The organism is Streptomyces sp. AV19 (genome assembly GCF_015999245.1).
Lineage (GTDB): Bacteria > Actinomycetota > Actinomycetes > Streptomycetales > Streptomycetaceae > Streptomyces.
The window spans coordinates 930,596-945,473 of sequence record NZ_JAEAMR010000003.1 but is presented as its reverse complement, the minus strand read 5'-3'; the positions used below and the strand labels follow the sequence as shown (position 1 = coordinate 945,473).

The following is a 14,878-nucleotide window of genomic DNA, read 5'->3' as shown; positions in this document are numbered from 1 at the left end:
GAGGCCAGGGCGGATGCTGTTGCCGTGATGGACGAGACGGAGTTCTGGGAGATCGTCGACGAGACCCGGGCCGCCGCCGGCGGTGACGTCGAGGACCAGGCCGACCTGCTGGTCGAGCGGCTGATGCGGCTCGACCCGGACGGCGTGCTGGACTTCGCCCGGCACTTCGAGGCCCGCTACAACCGCGCCTACCTGTGGGACCTGCGGGGCGCGGCGTCCATCATCCTCGGCGGCGCGAGCGACGACTCGTTCGACTACTTCCGCTGCTGGCTGATCGGCCAGGGCCGGGAGGTCTTCGAGGGCGCCCTGCACGACCCCGACCGGCTCGCCACGCTGCTCGACGACTTCGACGAGGAGGCGGACGGGGACGGCGAGGACCTGGGCTACGCGGCGGACGAGGCGTACGAGCAGCTGACCGGCACCCAGATGCCGGATCTGGCCCTGCCCCCGGCCCCGGCCGAGCCGCTGGGCACCCCGTTCGACCCGGAGGACGACTCCGTCCTGGCGGACCGCTTCCCGGCCCTGTGGGAGCGCTTCCGTTCGTGAACCGGCAGGGTGGTCCCATGCGCATCGCCATCACCGGCTCGTCCGGACTCATCGGCTCCGCCCTCGTCCGCTCCCTGGAGGCGGACGGCCACGAGGTGACGCGGCTGGTCCGCCGCGCGCCCCGGAGCGCGGCGGAGGTCCGCTGGGACCCCGCGAGCGGCCGCCTGGACCCCCGCGCCCTGGCCGGCTGCACGGCCGTCGTGCACCTGGCGGGCGCCGGCATCGGCGACCACCGCTGGACCGCCGCGTACCGCAAGGAGATCCGCGACAGCCGGGTGCTGGGCACCACGGCGGTGGCGGAGGCGGTCGCGGCGCTGGACGCCCCGCCCGCCGTCCTGGTCAGCGGCAGCGCCATCGGCGTCTACGGCGACGGCGGCACGGAGGCGCTCGACGAGGACTCCCCGGCCGGCGAGGGCTTCCTCGCCGACGTCTGCCGGGAATGGGAGGTGGCCACCGCCCCCGCCTCAAGAGCCGGCGTGCGCACCGTCCTGGCGCGCACCGGGCTGGTCGTGAGCCGGCACGGCGGTGCCTGGCAGCGGCTCTTCCCGCTGTTCCGGCTGGGGCTGGGCGGCCCCCTCGGCAACGGCCGCCAGTACTGGAGCTTCATCGCCCTGCGCGACCACGTCGCCGCCCTGCGCCACGCGCTGGACACGGAGACCCTCGTGGGCCCCGTCAATCTCACCGCGCCCCTCCCCGTCACCAATCGCGAAGTCGCCCGGGTCATGGGGCGCGTGCTGCACCGCCCGGCGCTGCTGCCCGCGCCCGCCCCGGCGCTCCGGCTCGCGCTGGGCGGCATGGCGGCGGACGTGCTGGCCAGTCAACGGGTGCTGCCCGGGCGGCTGTTGGGCTCCGGCTTCGAGTTCGCGCACCCGGACATCGAGAGCGCCGTACGCGCGGCACTCGCCGAGGAGGGGCACGCTTCGGCCCGATGATTGCGGAGCACGGCGCCACGATCGTGCGACCGCCGTGCGACCGTGCTCTTCCCGTGCGCGACTGTTATTGACCGGATTTCTCTCTACGGTCGAGGCGAACTCGCGCATCGTCGCAGCCCGTTGGGGGCACAACGCCCCCGAGCGAGCGGACCGACCCCGGGAGGGCACGTGGCCAGCAGCGCACGCCACACCGCACAGCACGCCGATGTCGTCATCGTCGGAGCCGGCCTCGCCGGTCTCTCCGCAGCACACCAGCTCACCAACGCCGGTGTCACCGTCACCGTGCTGGAAGCCGCTCCGCAGCCTGGCGGGCGCATGACCACCGACCTGCTCGACGGCTTCCGCCTGGACCGTTCCGGGCAATTGCTCAACACCGCGTTCCCCGATCTGCGCCGCACCCCCGGCCTCGGCGCCCTCGTCCTGCGCCCCTTCGCCCCCGGCGTCGTCGTCCACGCCGAGGGCCGCAACCACCGCATCGGGGAGACCCGGGGTGCCAAGCGGGCCTTGACCACCGCCCGGGCCCTGGCCAGTGCCGCGCGCACCTCCCGCACCACCGGCCTCGACCAGGCCCGGCTGGGCGCGGCGCTGACCCGGTTCGCGGCGCTGCCCGTCGAGCGGATCCTCGCCCGCCCCGACCGCCCCACGGCCGCCACCCTCGCCAACCGCGGGCTGCCGGCCCGTACGGTCGAGGGCCTGCTGCGCCCGCTGCTGGCCTCCCTGCTGTCCGACCCGGACCTCACCACGTCCAGCCGGTGCGCCGACCTCGTGCTGCGCGGCTTCGCCCGGGGACGGCTCTGCCTGCCGGCCGGCGGCGCGGGGGCGGTCCCCGACCTGCTGGCGGCGATGCTGCCGCCCGGCACCGTGCGCACCGGGGTCCACGCCACCTCCGCCGGCACCACCTCCGTGACGACCGCCGGGCACGGCGAGATCAGCTGCCGCTCGGTGATCGTGGCCACCGGCGCCCGGGCCGCCGCCGAGCTGCTCCCCGGCCTGCGCCTGCCCGGCTTCCACCCCGTCACAGTGCTCCATCACGCCACCGCCGGGCCGCCGCCCGGCGACGCGGCCCTGGTGGTGACGGGCGGCCGCGGCGGGCCGATCGCCCACACGACGGTGGCGAGCGAGGTGGACCCCGACCGGGCCCCTGCGGGACGCGCCCTGATCACCTCCACCGTGCTCGGCGCCGGCGCGGCCGCGCCGGTCACCGAGCTCGACCGGACGGCCAGGGCCCAACTGGCCCGGCTGCACGGCATGTCCCCGGACGACTTCGAGCTGCTGTCGGCCCATCACGACCCGTACGCCGTCCCGGCGATGCCCTCGCCGCACGACATGCGCCGCCCGGTGCGGCTGCTGTCGGGGCTGTACGTCTGCGGCGACCACCGCGACACGAGCACCGTCCAGGGCGCCCTCTTCTCCGGCCGCAGGGCGGCCCACGCCCTCCTCCGCGACCTGGGCATCCGCCCGGGCTACGGGGTGGAGGCGCTGCGGGCGGCCTGAAAGAGCCCGGAAGGGAGGGCGCCCGCCCACCGGCAGGGTCCCGCCCCTGGGGAGAGCCCCGGGGGCCAGGGCCCGCCCACGGGAAAAGGCGGACCCCGGGCCCGGGGGAAACTCCCCCGGGACCGGGGGCCGTCCATGTCCGCCCGCGTCCGCCCGCGCGAACCGCAGAAGCGTTTTGCGGGCGATTCGGCTCCGGGAACCCGGCGTTTCGCACGCCCGGAAAGCCGAATCGCCCGCTATCGACGCCCGTCGCTCAGCGGATCACAGCGCGGAGACCTTCTCCCGGTACGCCCGGACCGCCGCCGCGTCGCGGTACGGCTCCAGCCGCCGCTCGAACTCGCGCACGTACTCCACGGCCCGCACCGAGCGCATCTCGCCCGCCGCCTGCGCCGCCTCCGCGCCCAGCTGGCACGCCTGCTCCAGCTCGCCCAGCCCGAGCCGGGCACAGGCCAGGACCACTCTGCAGAAGAGCCGGCTGCGGGCGTAGCCCGCCGCCCGCAGTTGGAGGGACCGCTCGGCGTGCTGGGCGGCGGCCCGCCACTGCTGCAGATCCCGGTGGCAGTGGGCGAACTCGTCGGCCAGCTCCGCCTCGTCGAAGAAGCGGAGCCAGTACGGCACGTCGTCCGTCGGCCGGGCCGTCTCCAGCGCCCGTTCGGCCCGGGCGAGGGACGCGGAGCAGGCCCGCACCTCGCCGAGCACCCCGTGCCCGCGCGCCTCGATGGCGTGCAGCAGGGCCTGGACGACCGGCGGGGCACCGGAGCCGACGCCCTGCTGGGCCACCCGCGCGAGCTGCACCGCTTCCCGCCCGTGCCCGAGATAGACCGCCTGGCGGCTCATCGTCACCAGCACATAGCTGCCGTAGGCCCGGTCACCGGCGGCCTGCGCGAGGCGCAGCGCCTGCACGTAGTACCGCTGGGCGAGGCCGTGCGCCGCGATGTCGTACGACGTCCACCCGGCGAGCCGGGTGAGGTCGGCGGCGGCGCCGAACAGCCGCCGCCCGGTGGCCTCGCCGTACGTGCCGCGGAGCATCGGCTCGGCCTCGTGCTCCAGGTAGCGGACGAGGGCCTGGCGGGCGTGGCCGCCGCCGTACGCGTGGTCCAGCGTGCGGAAGAGCTCGCCGACCGACCGCAGGGCCGCGATGTCGCCCATCGAGACCCGGCCGCCGGGCGCCCGTTCGGCCCGCTGGCGGGGCACCGCCGGGCGCGGCCGGTCGGGCGGGCGCGGGACGCCCTCCCCGGTGGCCGTGCCCGGCGCGGCGCCGGCGGCCGGGGCCGCGTTGCGCGCCACCCGGTCGTCGGCCCGGCCGATCAGCCAGTCCCGGCTGGGGACCACCAGGCCCGCGGGGGTGAACGCGATCTTCCGCAGTTCGGTATGGCTGCCGGAGTCCTTGCGCCACAACCCGCTCACGATGTCAATGGCCTCGGCCGGCGACGCGGCGAATTCCAGCCCCGCGTAGACGGGGGCACACGCGTCCAGCCCGAGGTCCTGCGCGGACAGCCGTCGGCCCAGCCGCCGGGTGAAGACCTCGGCGATCAGTGCCGGCGTGGTGCCGCGCGGCTGCTGGCCACGCAGCCAGCGGGTGACCGAGGTCTTGTCGTAGCGCAGGTCGAGGCCGTGCTCCAGCCCTAATTGATCGACGCGACGTGCGAGCCCCGCGTTGGAGAAGCCGGCCTCCGCGATGAGCGCGGCTAGCTGGCGGTTGGGAATGCGCTGTGGGGGTCGTTCCGTCATCAACCTGCCCGGTCTCCCTGATCGCCATTCTGGGAACGGCGTGAATTTAGCGGTCCCAGCCGCCCCGAACGCCACCTTCGCCCCGCATTCATCCGATCGTGTGAGGACAGATCAGAGACAGATCAAATAGGCACGGAAAAGCGCCCAGAGTCGATCTTGTCCGGGGCTCGTCCGCAGCCGTTTCGGAGGCCGCCGTACAGTGGCTGGGGCACCGGGTGCGGCAGGACGTACCCACCCAGGTGCCGCAAAGCGTTCGAAGAGGACTGGAAGAGGAGCCGCCGTGAGTGAGCTGCGCTTTGTCCGTCTGGGCTTCGGGGCGGAAGCCGTCGAGTACCAGGAGGCGTGGCAGGAGCAGCGCCGGGTGCACGCGGCCCGCTTCGCGGACGAGGTTCCGGACACCTGCCTGATGCTGGAGCACCCGGCGGTCTACACCGCGGGACGGCGCACGGAGGACAGCGAGCGCCCCCTGGACGGGACGCCCGTCATCGACGTGGACCGCGGCGGCAAGATCACCTGGCACGGCCCGGGCCAGCTCGTCGGCTACCCGATCCTCAAGCTGCCGCGCCCGGTGGACGTCATCGCACACGTCCGCCGCCTGGAGGAGGCCCTGATCCGGGCCTGCGCGGAGTTCGGCCTGGAGACGACGCGGGTGGAGGGGCGCAGCGGCGTCTGGGTCCTCGGCGAGGCCCGGCCGAAGCCGGACACCGGCGGCCTGACCCTGGATTTCGCCGCCCCCCGTCCCGCGGACGAGGAGTTCGACCCGCGGCTCAGCGGCCCCGAGTACGCCCCCTCCAACGCCGGCCAGCGCGGCGAGGACCGCAAGCTCGCGGCCATCGGCATCCGGATCGCCAAGGGCGTCACCATGCACGGCTTCGCCCTCAACTGTGACCCCGACAACACCTGGTTCGACCGGATCGTCCCCTGCGGCATCCGGGACGCCGGGGTGACCTCGCTCTCCAACGAGCTGGGCCGCCGGGTGGCCGTCGAGGAGGCCCTGCCGGTGGTCGAGAAGCACCTCCGCGGGGTACTGGAATCGGCCGAGCCCCTCCCCCGGGCCGTCTGAGCCCCGGTCCGGCCCCGGCTCGGGAATGTCACCGCGATCTCAGCGGTTGCCCGGGCGGAAGAACGTAAGAACGAACGGGCGTACCCTGGTGTCCGCCGAAGAATCGAAGTCATAGGGAGCCGGAGTGTCCGCTGTCGCCCCCGAGGGACGCAAGATGCTGCGTCTTGAGGTCCGGAACGCCCAGACCCCCATCGAGCGCAAGCCCGAGTGGATCAAGACCCGGGCCAAGATGGGCCCCGAGTACACCGAACTCCAGGGTCTGGTGAAGCGCGAGGGCCTGCACACGGTGTGCCAGGAGGCGGGCTGTCCCAACATCTTCGAGTGCTGGGAGGACCGCGAGGCCACCTTCCTCATCGGCGGCGACCAGTGCACCCGGCGCTGCGACTTCTGCCAGATCGACACCGGCAAGCCGCAGGCCCTCGACCGCGACGAGCCGCGCCGCGTCGGCGAGTCCGTCGTCACGATGGACCTCAACTACGCCACGATCACCGGCGTCGCCCGCGACGACCTGGCGGACGGCGGCGCCTGGCTCTACGCGGAGACGGTCCGCCAGATCCACCAGCAGACCGCAGGCCGCGCGGCGGGCCGCACCAAGGTCGAGCTCCTGGCCCCCGACTTCAACGCGGTGCCGGAGCTGCTGGAGGAGGTCTTCGCCTCTCGCCCCGAGGTCTTCGCGCACAACGTCGAGACGGTCCCCCGGATCTTCAAGCGCATCCGCCCCGGCTTCCGCTACGAGCGCTCCCTCGACGTCATCACCCAGGCGCGCGAGTACGGCCTGATCACCAAGTCGAACCTGATCCTCGGCATGGGCGAGACCCGCGAGGAGATCAGCGAGGCGCTGCGCGAGCTGCACGCCGCGGGCTGCGAGCTGATCACCATCACCCAGTACCTGCGGCCGAGCGTGCGCCACCACCCCGTGGAGCGCTGGGTCAAGCCGCAGGAGTTCGTCGAGCTCAAGCAGGAGGCCGACGAGATCGGCTTCGCCGGCGTGATGTCGGGCCCGCTGGTCCGCTCCTCGTACCGGGCCGGCCGGCTCTACCAGCAGGCGATGGACAAGCGCGGCGAAGCTGCGGCGTAAGGCTTCTTTGACGCGGCCCTGTTCTCTGTCGAGAGCAGGGCCGCGTCAACGTTTCATAGGTTTTGACCAACCGGTCACGCACCGGTAACACCGTTCCGTGACGATGGGTGCACACACAGCTGTACGTTCCCCGAACGCCGGTACACCTCTCACCCCCCTCCCCGCTCCGAGAGGACACGCCATGCAGGCCGCGCCGCCCGCTCCCGTGACGACCGCCCGCGCCTTCTCCGCCCTGCCCTCCACCCTCGCCGTCCGTCCGCCCTCGCTCACCGGCGCGCTGCGGGCCCTGGAGGGGCTGCTGCTGCGCGGTGGGCAGCGCACCGCACGGCGCAACGCCTGGACGGCCGTCCTGGAGGACCGCCGCCGGGCCCGGGCTCGGCGTGAGGTGCAGAGCCTCCTGGAGGCCGCGGCGGCTCCGGGCCCGCAGGCCACGTAAACTTCGCCATATGGCGAGGAAGGAAACATCCGAGAACCCCGGGCGACTGAAGCAGATCGCCCTGACCTACAGGATGACCAAGAAGGTCGATTCGAAGGTCGGTCTTGTCGTCGCGGCTGTGGGCATTGTCACCTTCGGTGTCCTTCTCGCCATCGGCTTCTGGATCGACCACCCGGTCTACCTGGGCATCCTGGGCTTCCTGCTGGCCTTCCTCGCGATGGCGATCGTCTTCGGACGCCGCGCCGAGCGTGCTGCCTTCGGGCAGATGGAAGGCCAGCCGGGCGCCGCGGCCGCGGTCCTGGACAACATCGGACGCGGCTGGACCACCACACCCGCGGTCGCGATGAACCGCAGCCAGGACGTGGTGCACCGGGCCGTGGGCAAGGCCGGCATCGTGCTCGTGGCCGAGGGCAACCCCAACCGTGCCAAGGGCCTGCTGGCCGCCGAGAAGAAGCGGATGGCGCGCATCGTCGCGGACGTTCCGGTCCACGACGTGATCGTGGGTGACGGCGAGGGCCAGGTGCCGCTGAAGAAGCTGCGCACGACCCTGCTGAAGCTGCCGCGCGTGCTGCCGGGCGCCCAGGTGACGGTCGTGAACGACCGCCTGCGGGCGCTGGGCGACCTGATGAGCAACATGCCGATCCCGAAGGGTCCGATGCCGAAGGGCATGCGGATGCCGAAGGGCCGCTGAGCGAAGGAACGGAGAAGGGGCGGGACCGATCAGTCGGTCCCGCCCCTTCTCCGTACGCTCACGTCCGGAGGCTTCGTACGCTCATGCCTGCCCGGACGCTTCTTCCCACGCTCACATCCGGATCTGTTCCCACGCTCACATCCGGACCTGGACGGCCTTCGCCACCCGGTCGTGCAGCCCCCGGGTGTCCCGGTCCCAGATGACCGCGGGGATGACCAGCGCCAGCAGCACGCTGCGCAGCACCGCCCTCGGGAAGCTCAGCCGGCCGCCGTGCTCGCCCACCACCCGAAGCCGCAGCAGCCGCTTGCCGGGCGTGCAGCCGATCGTGCCCACCGTCAGCACGCTGAGCACCAGGAAGACGACGATCGCCCAGTTGCCGGCCCGGTGCATGTTGCCCTGCGCGATCAGTCCGTTCGCGACGAGCAGGCACAGGGCCCAGTCGATGAAGATCGCTCCGAATCGCCGGCCGAGCGGGGCGACGGAGCCCGGCCCGTGCTCCGGCAGGCCGAGGCGCTCGCCCCGGTAACCAAAGTCGACACCCATTTCCTCCGCGGCCGCGCGGGGGCCGGAGAGCCACGAGCCGATTGCTTGCCTCTTGTCCACCCGTCCACGGTACTGGGGTGGCATACGTTTCCCGTCGGCCGGGTGGCCCGCATCACTGCGGCACACCGCCGAGGTGGTCGCGTTTCGGCCGCGCGTTCCGATCACGTTTCGGCCGCGGCCCGGTTAACCTCTGCGAAACAAACGGGTCATGCCCGGGAAATCCGGTCTCTCTAGGGTCGGCCGCAGCACCACCGAAGCAATCCCCGACCGCTGGCGGCCGGGCTAGGAGGGTTGGATGTTCCAGAACGGCGACGACGCCAAGAAGTTCATCAAGGACGAGGACGTCAAGTTCGTCGATGTCCGTTTCTGCGACCTGCCGGGCGTGATGCAGCACTTCACGATCCCTGCGGAGGCGTTCGACCCGGCCGAGGAGCTGGCCTTCGACGGCTCGTCGATCCGCGGCTTCCAGGCCATCCACGAGTCCGACATGGCCCTGCGCGCCGACCTCTCCACGGCCCGCATGGACCCGTTCCGCCGCGACAAGACCCTCAACATCAACTTCTTCATCCACGACCCGATCACCGGCGAGCAGTACAGCCGTGACCCGCGGAACGTGGCGAAGAAGGCCGAGGCGTACCTCGCCTCCACGGGCATCGCCGACACCGCGTACTTCGGCCCCGAGGCCGAGTTCTACATCTTCGACAACGTCCGTTTCGAGACGTCGGCGAACCAGTCCTTCTACCACATCGACTCCGAGGCCGGCGCCTGGAACACCGGCTCCGAGGTCAACAACCGCGGCTACAAGGTCCGTTACAAGGGCGGCTACTTCCCGGCCCCGCCGGTCGACCACTTCGCCGACCTGCGCGCGGAGATCTCCCTGGAGCTGGACAAGGCCGGCCTCAAGGTCGAGCGCCAGCACCACGAGGTCGGCACGGCCGGCCAGGCGGAGATCAACTACAAGTTCAACACGCTGCTCGCCGCCGCCGACGACCTGATGCTCTTCAAGTACATCGTGAAGAACGTCGCCTGGCGCAACGAGAAGACGGCCACCTTCATGCCGAAGCCGATCTTCGGCGACAACGGCTCGGGCATGCACGTCCACCAGTCCCTGTGGAGCGCGGGCGAGCCCCTCTTCTACGACGAGCAGGGCTACGCGGGCCTCTCGGACATCGCCCGCTACTACATCGGCGGCATCCTCAAGCACGCCCCCTCGCTCCTCGCCTTCACCAACCCCACGGTGAACTCGTACCACCGCCTGGTCCCCGGCTTCGAGGCCCCGGTCAACATGGTCTACTCGCAGCGCAACCGCTCCGCCGCGATGCGCATCCCGATCACGGGCTCCAACCCGAAGGCCAAGCGCGTCGAGTTCCGCGCGCCCGACCCGTCCTCGAACCCCTATCTCGCCTTCTCGGCCCTCCTCCTGGCCGGCCTCGACGGCGTCAAGAACAAGATCGAGCCCGCCGAGCCGATCGACAAGGACCTCTACGAGCTCGCCCCCGACGAGCACGCCAACGTCCCCCAGGTCCCGACCTCCCTCCCGGCCGTCCTCGACGCCCTGGAGCAGGACAACGAGTACCTCCAGGCCGGCGGCGTCTTCACATCCGACCTGATCGAGACGTGGATCGACTACAAGCGCACGAACGAGATCGCGCCGATGCAGCTGCGGCCGCACCCGCACGAGTTCGAGCTGTACTTCGACATCTAGTTCCGGTGGTCGGGTGACTTGGGAGGGAGCCCCTTGAAGGGCCTCTGGCCTGCGGGCTTCCCGGCTCCTGTCACTGATCGCCCACCGCTTCCTCCTCGTCCGCGCCGGGAGCCGGAAGCCGGCAGGTCGCCAGAGCTGCACAGCGCTCTCCTCGAGCCCCGTCATCGCCCATCGGGCCCTGACGGGGCTCAGCGCTTCTCCGCGTCCGGCCCGGCCTTCAGGAACCTCGGTTCCCTACCCCTTGTCCACGATCACAGGCACCACAACAGCCGCGATGGCTGACGCCAGCCCACCGACCGCGATGAACGCTGCGAATTTGTCTTTTGCGGTGGGAAAGATCGCGCGCGAGACATCACCGGCCTTGCTACGTGCCACCACCATCTTCAGCTTCTGCCACCGGTGCTGGCGGCGCCTGCATCCCATCAAGAGCCCAGAAGCGTTCTCCCGGCAGTACGTGCGCCCGTCGCGGTTCACGGCCCCACACCACACAGGCGCCTGGAACAACGCCCATGTGCTGACCGCCAATGACAGAATGAAGATGATCTGCCAGGCCCCGCCCTTACCCCATGCGACGACCAAGAGAGCAGCTGCCAGAAACCCCCAGTACGACCGAATCCCCCTCATGGCCGCGAAATGTACCGTTCCCGTCCATCTCAGAGGAGGCCGCGAACAAGCCATGTGTCTCGCATCGGCCTGGCAGAGATATGCGGCGCTCCGCCCGGTCCCCCGCGACACGTTGAACAGCGATCTTCAGCGCACGTTCCAGGTCGGCGGGCGCGGCAACGGCGCGCGGGTCACCCACTGGAGTGGCGTCCGGGTGACCTGGGTTCCGTCAGAGGCAGACGTCCGGGCCCTGGCGGGCCACCGTCACGATGGCGTCCCGCAGTTGCTCGACGTAGCGCCGCATGTTCTCGTACGCGATGTCCGTGTCCGGGTAGCGGCTCGCGAACTGCAGGCCCTCGTGGAGTCGGGTGGTCCAGACGCAGACCTGGTCGCCGTACGAGACCCGGATCAGGCCGTATGCCTTCTGTTCGGGCCAGTCGGCGGAGCCGGGGGTGGCGCGGGAGTCGATGAAGGAGACGATCGAGTAGAGGTCGGGGGAGGTCGGGCGGAAGCCCGCGCCGAGCAGGCGGAGTACGCGGGCGATGGGGACGTGGGCGAGCGGCATGTTGGCGCGCAGGGCGGCGCGCACCTGCTCCAGGACGCTCCGGAAACCGGCCGGGCGTTCCGTCGTGATCTCGACGGGCGCGCCGCCGACGTACCAGCCCACGGAGTCCAGCCACCGGGACTTCACCCGGGTGTGGAACGGCACGACCGTGCGGTAGACGGGCTCCCCTCCGATCCGGTGGACGATCAGGCCCGTGGCGGCCAGGACGCCGGCCGGACTCCCGCCGTAGGGGCGGCAGTACGACTCGAACGCGGCCGCGTCGTCGGCGTCCACGAGCATCTCGCGCATGAGTTTCTGGGTGGGCAACTTGCCACTGGGATCCAGGCCGAGGTCGACGGGGAAATTGGGGAGTCTGCCGTCGCAGCGGTTGATGAACTCCCGCCAGCGGGCGACGATCGCGTGGGTGTCGTCGATGCGGTCCGCATCCGCCTGCTCGATTCCGCAGAAGTCGACGTAACTGCTGATCGGTGCGCGCTCCTCGGCGCGGCCCTCGTCATCGTCCCAGCGGAAGCCGCTGCGCAGCGTCTCGTGGCGGAGCGTCCACCGGCACAACGCCTCCTGCAGCACGTCGAGATCGGCCGCGCCCGGCATGTCGAACGCCGCGCCGAGCCGAGTCGGCACGAACAGCCCGTCCTCGCGCACCGTCCGCACCGTCCTGAGGTGCGACTCCTGGACGTACGCCGGCGGCCGGAGATCCTCGGTCACCGCCTCGGCGGCCGCCGGATCGCTCACGGGCGGAGGGGCAGGGAGTCACCCGGGCCGCACCCGTCCGGTCCAACGAAGCGCCGGTGCCGAGGAAACGGATCAGCCGACGATAGGAAGGCCACCTGCGGGCCGTCCCGACGCCTCCATGAATAGCGGGCCCGCCTGGCAGGGGCGAACCTCGATGGCGGCCCGGACGCCGTCGGTCACGTACGGCTCGGTCTCCAACCAGGCATCGAATTCCGCACGCGAGGGGAAGTCCATCACCAGCATCGAGCCAACCATCCGTCCCTCATCGTCGAGGATCGCCGTGCCGAACAGGGCGTGCCCGTCGGCGATCAAGGACGGACCTGGGCGGGGTGCCGCTCGCGGGCGGCCATGCGGCGCTCGTGCGGTGCTCGCCGGTGGTGTCGTGGGCGACGAGCAGGAACTGCACGCTCTTGTCCCTCCTGGTGGAGCGAGGAACCGGAACCCCCCACGGTAGACATGCGGTGTCGCACCCCGCACGACGCCCTCACCTCCGCTCGGTGTATCTGCGCTCCAGTGCCGGGATCTCAGCGATCTTCCGCACATCGAGGTGCTCCCAGAGGATGCCCGCCGGGCGGTGCGGGGTGGGGCAGGTGATGACCGCATCAGGGGTGACGATCAGGTCGACGCCCACGTCGTGTTCAGTGGCGGGGATGGGTTCGTCGATCACTTGGAGGGGATGGACGGTGGTGACGACGAGGGTCTCAGGGGTGATCAGGCCGGCTTCGGTCAGGAGGGCGAATTCCAGGTCCGAGTAGCCGGCGCCCTTGCCTATTCGGGTCCCGCCCCTGTCGACCGCGACGCTGCCCAGCACCACGAGCTGGATGGAGCGCAGGCCGTCGACGTCCACGGTGGGGGCGACGGTTGCCGCTACCCGGCTGGTGGCCGCCTCGAGCGGTGGGACGGCGAGAGCTGCGGGGTCCAGGAGGTAGAAGGGGCGGGGTGTGGCAAGCCTGGGGACGGCCATGTAAACCGTTTTGCCGTCTGCCAGGGCGCGCGCCCGGACGGGGAGTTGGGCTTTGTCGGGTACGGACTTGATCGTGGTGGCTGCCTGCCAGGCGGGCAGATCGGCCAGCCGCGCCGCTGCCCGGTCGGCTCCTCTGAAGTGAGGGATACGACCATGGGCCGTGTCGTTGTACGTCGCCGAGGCGGCATCGAGAGCATCCCAGACTCTCGTTCTCACCTGCCTCTTGGCCTCGTCATGTGTGGTGGGCATCCCACGGCCCTCCTGTCGCTAGGTCGCTGCCATGAGGGCCAGCATCCGGTCATGGACATCCTGAACGCGCGCTTGCCGTCGCCAGGGCCTGAGTTCACGGGCGGCGGCGAAGACGATGTTCAGGCCCCCACCACCACGTGTCAGCTCAAGGTCATCAACGGCCTTGTGGAGGGCGTCCACCGCGGCATCGACTTCCATCCGGCGGATGAGGGCGAGGGTCAGGTTCCCCAGCACGATCGCGCGGGACTTCCTCCGCTCCGACAGTTGGGCGGCCGTGACGGTGAGAACCTGCTCGGCGCGCGCGTACCGGCCCAGGTAGAGATAGCAGGCTCCGGCGAGGCGGCCGGGCTGGGCGGGTGAAACCAGTTCCGCGGCCGCGTCGGTGGCCTCGGCCTTCGCCAAATGAACACCCGCCTTCGCGAGTGCGCGCTCACAGGCGTCGGCCTCTCCGAGCCTGGCGTGGGCTTCTCCCGCGTGGAGCAGGGCGAGCCCGGCGAGGGCGGGGCTGGTCCCCTTGGCCGTCATCGCTGCCTGGAGGAAGAGAGCGAGCCCGGCCCGTGGATCACGGGCGCCGTACAGGGCGACGTATCCGGTACGCAGGAGGGCGTGGCCTTCGAGAGTGCGGTCGTGCAGGTACCGGGCGATGCCGAGGCTCTCGGTGTAGAAGGACTTCGCCGTTTCATGGTCGCGCCGTTGCGAGGCGTCCCAGACCAACTGGCCCATCAACGCGGCGATGTCGGAGTGCAGGGTCCGCAGCTCGCGTTGGACCCGGCCCCGGCGGGCCTCGTTCGCCAGGAGGGTGACGTGACTGAGCTGCCGTCCGGCATCGACCAGGAGACCGGCGGACGGCTCCCGGTCGTAGCGGTCGCCCAGCTCCTGGAACTCCGTACGGAGCAGCGCGCAGGTCCCGAGGTCGGCCCGCTCCGGATGCTGAAGGGCATAGTCCTGACGCTCGTCGCGCGGAGGAGAGACAGTCAGCAGATCCCGTAGCTCGTCGGTCGTGATACCCAAAGCCCGGGCGAGACGAGGACGCATCCAGGGTTGGGGCGTACCCCGACCGCCTTCCCATCGCACGACGGTGGAGCGGTCCACGCCCATGGCTTCCGCCAGGGTCTCCTGGGTGAAGCCCCTGGATTCGCGCTGCTGGACGAACCGGTGCCGCTTCGGCGCCATGACGTCATCTCCCCTGGTCTCGCCCGGCATTGCCGCATGGATGCCGCACAAGCGCGTCAATTCTGCCCTGGCTCCGTACGCGGGTGAGGGGTTTTGTGGAGCAGCCACCTGATGCGGTGGTTCCGATCTCGGTCAACCACAGAGGTGAGCGGTGAACATCCTCCCCGGACGCCTGGTCAAGGACGTGCGTACGGGCCGCGTCGGCGTGGTCCAGCTCGACCAGGGCAGGTCCGTGCTCATGACCTGTCCCGGCACGTCCCTGCCGCCGTGGTCGTGCCCCAAGGACCACTTGCTCCTCTCGGCTCCGGAGGACCGGGCGGCCCTCGGGCTGGACCCGTACGGAGACCGCCCGTGAACTCAGTACCCCATCACC

The 14,878-nt window shown here is 71.2% G+C and carries 16 protein-coding genes; 9 read left to right on the top strand and 7 right to left on the bottom strand.

What is annotated here, in order from left to right; translation table 11 throughout:
* Positions 1 to 27 precede the first annotated feature (27 nt).
* The 3 genes from I5Q34_RS04430 to I5Q34_RS04420 all read left to right on the top strand — a co-directional run bounded on the left by I5Q34_RS04430 (position 28) and on the right by I5Q34_RS04420 (position 2,972).
* Positions 28 to 546 carry a DUF4240 domain-containing protein gene (locus I5Q34_RS04430; RefSeq protein WP_199890858.1) on the top strand — a complete coding sequence of 173 codons (519 nt, stop codon included), beginning with the start codon at positions 28 to 30 and terminating at the stop codon, positions 544 to 546.
* Between the two features lie 17 nt (positions 547 to 563).
* On the top strand, positions 564 to 1,478 hold the full coding sequence (locus I5Q34_RS04425; RefSeq protein WP_199890728.1) for a TIGR01777 family oxidoreductase: 915 nt from the start codon (positions 564 to 566) through the stop codon (positions 1,476 to 1,478).
* A gap of 168 nt (positions 1,479 to 1,646) precedes the next feature.
* Positions 1,647 to 2,972 carry an NAD(P)/FAD-dependent oxidoreductase gene (locus I5Q34_RS04420; protein WP_199890727.1) on the top strand — a complete coding sequence of 442 codons (1,326 nt, stop codon included), beginning with the start codon at positions 1,647 to 1,649 and terminating at the stop codon, positions 2,970 to 2,972.
* Positions 2,973 to 3,233: 261 nt separating this feature from the next.
* Here I5Q34_RS04420 and I5Q34_RS04415 read toward each other — a convergent pair whose 3' ends face one another.
* Complete coding sequence (locus I5Q34_RS04415; protein WP_199890726.1) at positions 3,234 to 4,703, bottom strand: regulator; 1,470 nt, start codon at positions 4,701 to 4,703, stop codon at positions 3,234 to 3,236.
* Between the two features lie 280 nt (positions 4,704 to 4,983).
* On the opposite strand from I5Q34_RS04415, the gene lipB reads away from it, so the two are divergent.
* The 4 genes from lipB (at position 4,984) to I5Q34_RS04395 (ending at position 7,971) form a co-directional block, all read left to right on the top strand.
* Entirely contained in the window at positions 4,984 to 5,766 is a 783-nt protein-coding gene (gene lipB / locus I5Q34_RS04410) for a lipoyl(octanoyl) transferase LipB (protein ID WP_199890725.1), read from the top strand.
* A gap of 124 nt (positions 5,767 to 5,890) precedes the next feature.
* Positions 5,891 to 6,844 (top strand): lipoyl synthase, encoded by a 954-nt coding sequence (lipA, locus tag I5Q34_RS04405; RefSeq protein WP_199890724.1) that lies wholly within the window; start codon positions 5,891 to 5,893, stop codon positions 6,842 to 6,844.
* 181 nt (positions 6,845 to 7,025) lie between these two features.
* On the top strand, positions 7,026 to 7,280 hold the full coding sequence (locus tag I5Q34_RS04400) for a hypothetical protein (RefSeq protein ID WP_199890723.1): 255 nt from the start codon (positions 7,026 to 7,028) through the stop codon (positions 7,278 to 7,280).
* 10 nt (positions 7,281 to 7,290) lie between these two features.
* Positions 7,291 to 7,971 (top strand): DUF4191 domain-containing protein, encoded by a 681-nt coding sequence (locus tag I5Q34_RS04395; RefSeq protein WP_199890722.1) that lies wholly within the window; start codon positions 7,291 to 7,293, stop codon positions 7,969 to 7,971.
* Positions 7,972 to 8,106: 135 nt separating this feature from the next.
* On the opposite strand, the gene I5Q34_RS04390 is transcribed toward I5Q34_RS04395, so the two are convergent.
* Positions 8,107 to 8,574 carry an RDD family protein gene (locus I5Q34_RS04390; RefSeq protein ID WP_199890721.1) on the bottom strand — a complete coding sequence of 156 codons (468 nt, stop codon included), beginning with the start codon at positions 8,572 to 8,574 and terminating at the stop codon, positions 8,107 to 8,109.
* Positions 8,575 to 8,809: 235 nt separating this feature from the next.
* Here I5Q34_RS04390 and glnA point away from each other — a divergent pair, with 235 nt between their 5' ends.
* Positions 8,810 to 10,219 carry a type I glutamate--ammonia ligase gene (gene glnA, locus I5Q34_RS04385; RefSeq protein WP_199890720.1) on the top strand — a complete coding sequence of 470 codons (1,410 nt, stop codon included), beginning with the start codon at positions 8,810 to 8,812 and terminating at the stop codon, positions 10,217 to 10,219.
* A 234-nt stretch (positions 10,220 to 10,453) separates the two neighbouring features.
* Here glnA and I5Q34_RS04380 read toward each other — a convergent pair whose 3' ends face one another.
* The 5 genes from I5Q34_RS04380 to I5Q34_RS04360 form a co-directional block, all read right to left on the bottom strand.
* The gene (locus tag I5Q34_RS04380; RefSeq protein WP_199890719.1) at positions 10,454 to 10,693 is read right to left on the bottom strand and encodes a hypothetical protein; all 240 of its coding nucleotides are present in this window, start codon (positions 10,691 to 10,693) and stop codon (positions 10,454 to 10,456) included.
* 358 nt (positions 10,694 to 11,051) lie between these two features.
* On the bottom strand, positions 11,052 to 12,119 hold the full coding sequence (locus tag I5Q34_RS04375; RefSeq protein WP_199890718.1) for a hypothetical protein: 1,068 nt from the start codon (positions 12,117 to 12,119) through the stop codon (positions 11,052 to 11,054).
* Positions 12,120 to 12,191: 72 nt separating this feature from the next.
* Entirely contained in the window at positions 12,192 to 12,431 is a 240-nt protein-coding gene (locus tag I5Q34_RS04370) for a YciI family protein (protein ID WP_199890717.1), read from the bottom strand.
* A 172-nt stretch (positions 12,432 to 12,603) separates the two neighbouring features.
* The gene (locus tag I5Q34_RS04365; protein WP_199890716.1) at positions 12,604 to 13,332 is read right to left on the bottom strand and encodes a 5-formyltetrahydrofolate cyclo-ligase; all 729 of its coding nucleotides are present in this window, start codon (positions 13,330 to 13,332) and stop codon (positions 12,604 to 12,606) included.
* Between the two features lie 18 nt (positions 13,333 to 13,350).
* Positions 13,351 to 14,505: a helix-turn-helix transcriptional regulator gene (locus I5Q34_RS04360; protein ID WP_199890715.1), complete on the bottom strand. Its 1,155-nt coding sequence runs from the start codon at positions 14,503 to 14,505 to the stop codon at positions 13,351 to 13,353.
* A gap of 151 nt (positions 14,506 to 14,656) precedes the next feature.
* Here I5Q34_RS04360 and I5Q34_RS04355 point away from each other — a divergent pair, with 151 nt between their 5' ends.
* Positions 14,657 to 14,860: a hypothetical protein gene (locus tag I5Q34_RS04355; RefSeq protein ID WP_199890714.1), complete on the top strand. Its 204-nt coding sequence runs from the start codon at positions 14,657 to 14,659 to the stop codon at positions 14,858 to 14,860.
* Positions 14,861 to 14,878: the final 18 nt, after the last annotated feature.

What these genes read in the sequence shown, in the direction of transcription:
- I5Q34_RS04360 (WP_199890715.1), bottom strand. Translation starts at nt 14,505, where the DNA reads ATGGCGCCGAAGCGGCACCGGTTCGTCCAGCAGCGCGAATCCAGGGGC.
- I5Q34_RS04365 (WP_199890716.1), bottom strand. Translation starts at nt 13,332, where the DNA reads ATGCCCACCACACATGACGAGGCCAAGAGGCAGGTGAGAACGAGAGTC.
- I5Q34_RS04415 (WP_199890726.1), bottom strand. Translation starts at nt 4,703, where the DNA reads ATGACGGAACGACCCCCACAGCGCATTCCCAACCGCCAGCTAGCCGCG.
- I5Q34_RS04430 (WP_199890858.1), top strand. Translation starts at nt 28, where the DNA reads ATGGACGAGACGGAGTTCTGGGAGATCGTCGACGAGACCCGGGCCGCC.
- glnA (WP_199890720.1), top strand. Translation starts at nt 8,810, where the DNA reads ATGTTCCAGAACGGCGACGACGCCAAGAAGTTCATCAAGGACGAGGAC.
- I5Q34_RS04395 (WP_199890722.1), top strand. Translation starts at nt 7,291, where the DNA reads ATGGCGAGGAAGGAAACATCCGAGAACCCCGGGCGACTGAAGCAGATC.
- I5Q34_RS04400 (WP_199890723.1), top strand. Translation starts at nt 7,026, where the DNA reads ATGCAGGCCGCGCCGCCCGCTCCCGTGACGACCGCCCGCGCCTTCTCC.
- I5Q34_RS04425 (WP_199890728.1), top strand. Translation starts at nt 564, where the DNA reads ATGCGCATCGCCATCACCGGCTCGTCCGGACTCATCGGCTCCGCCCTC.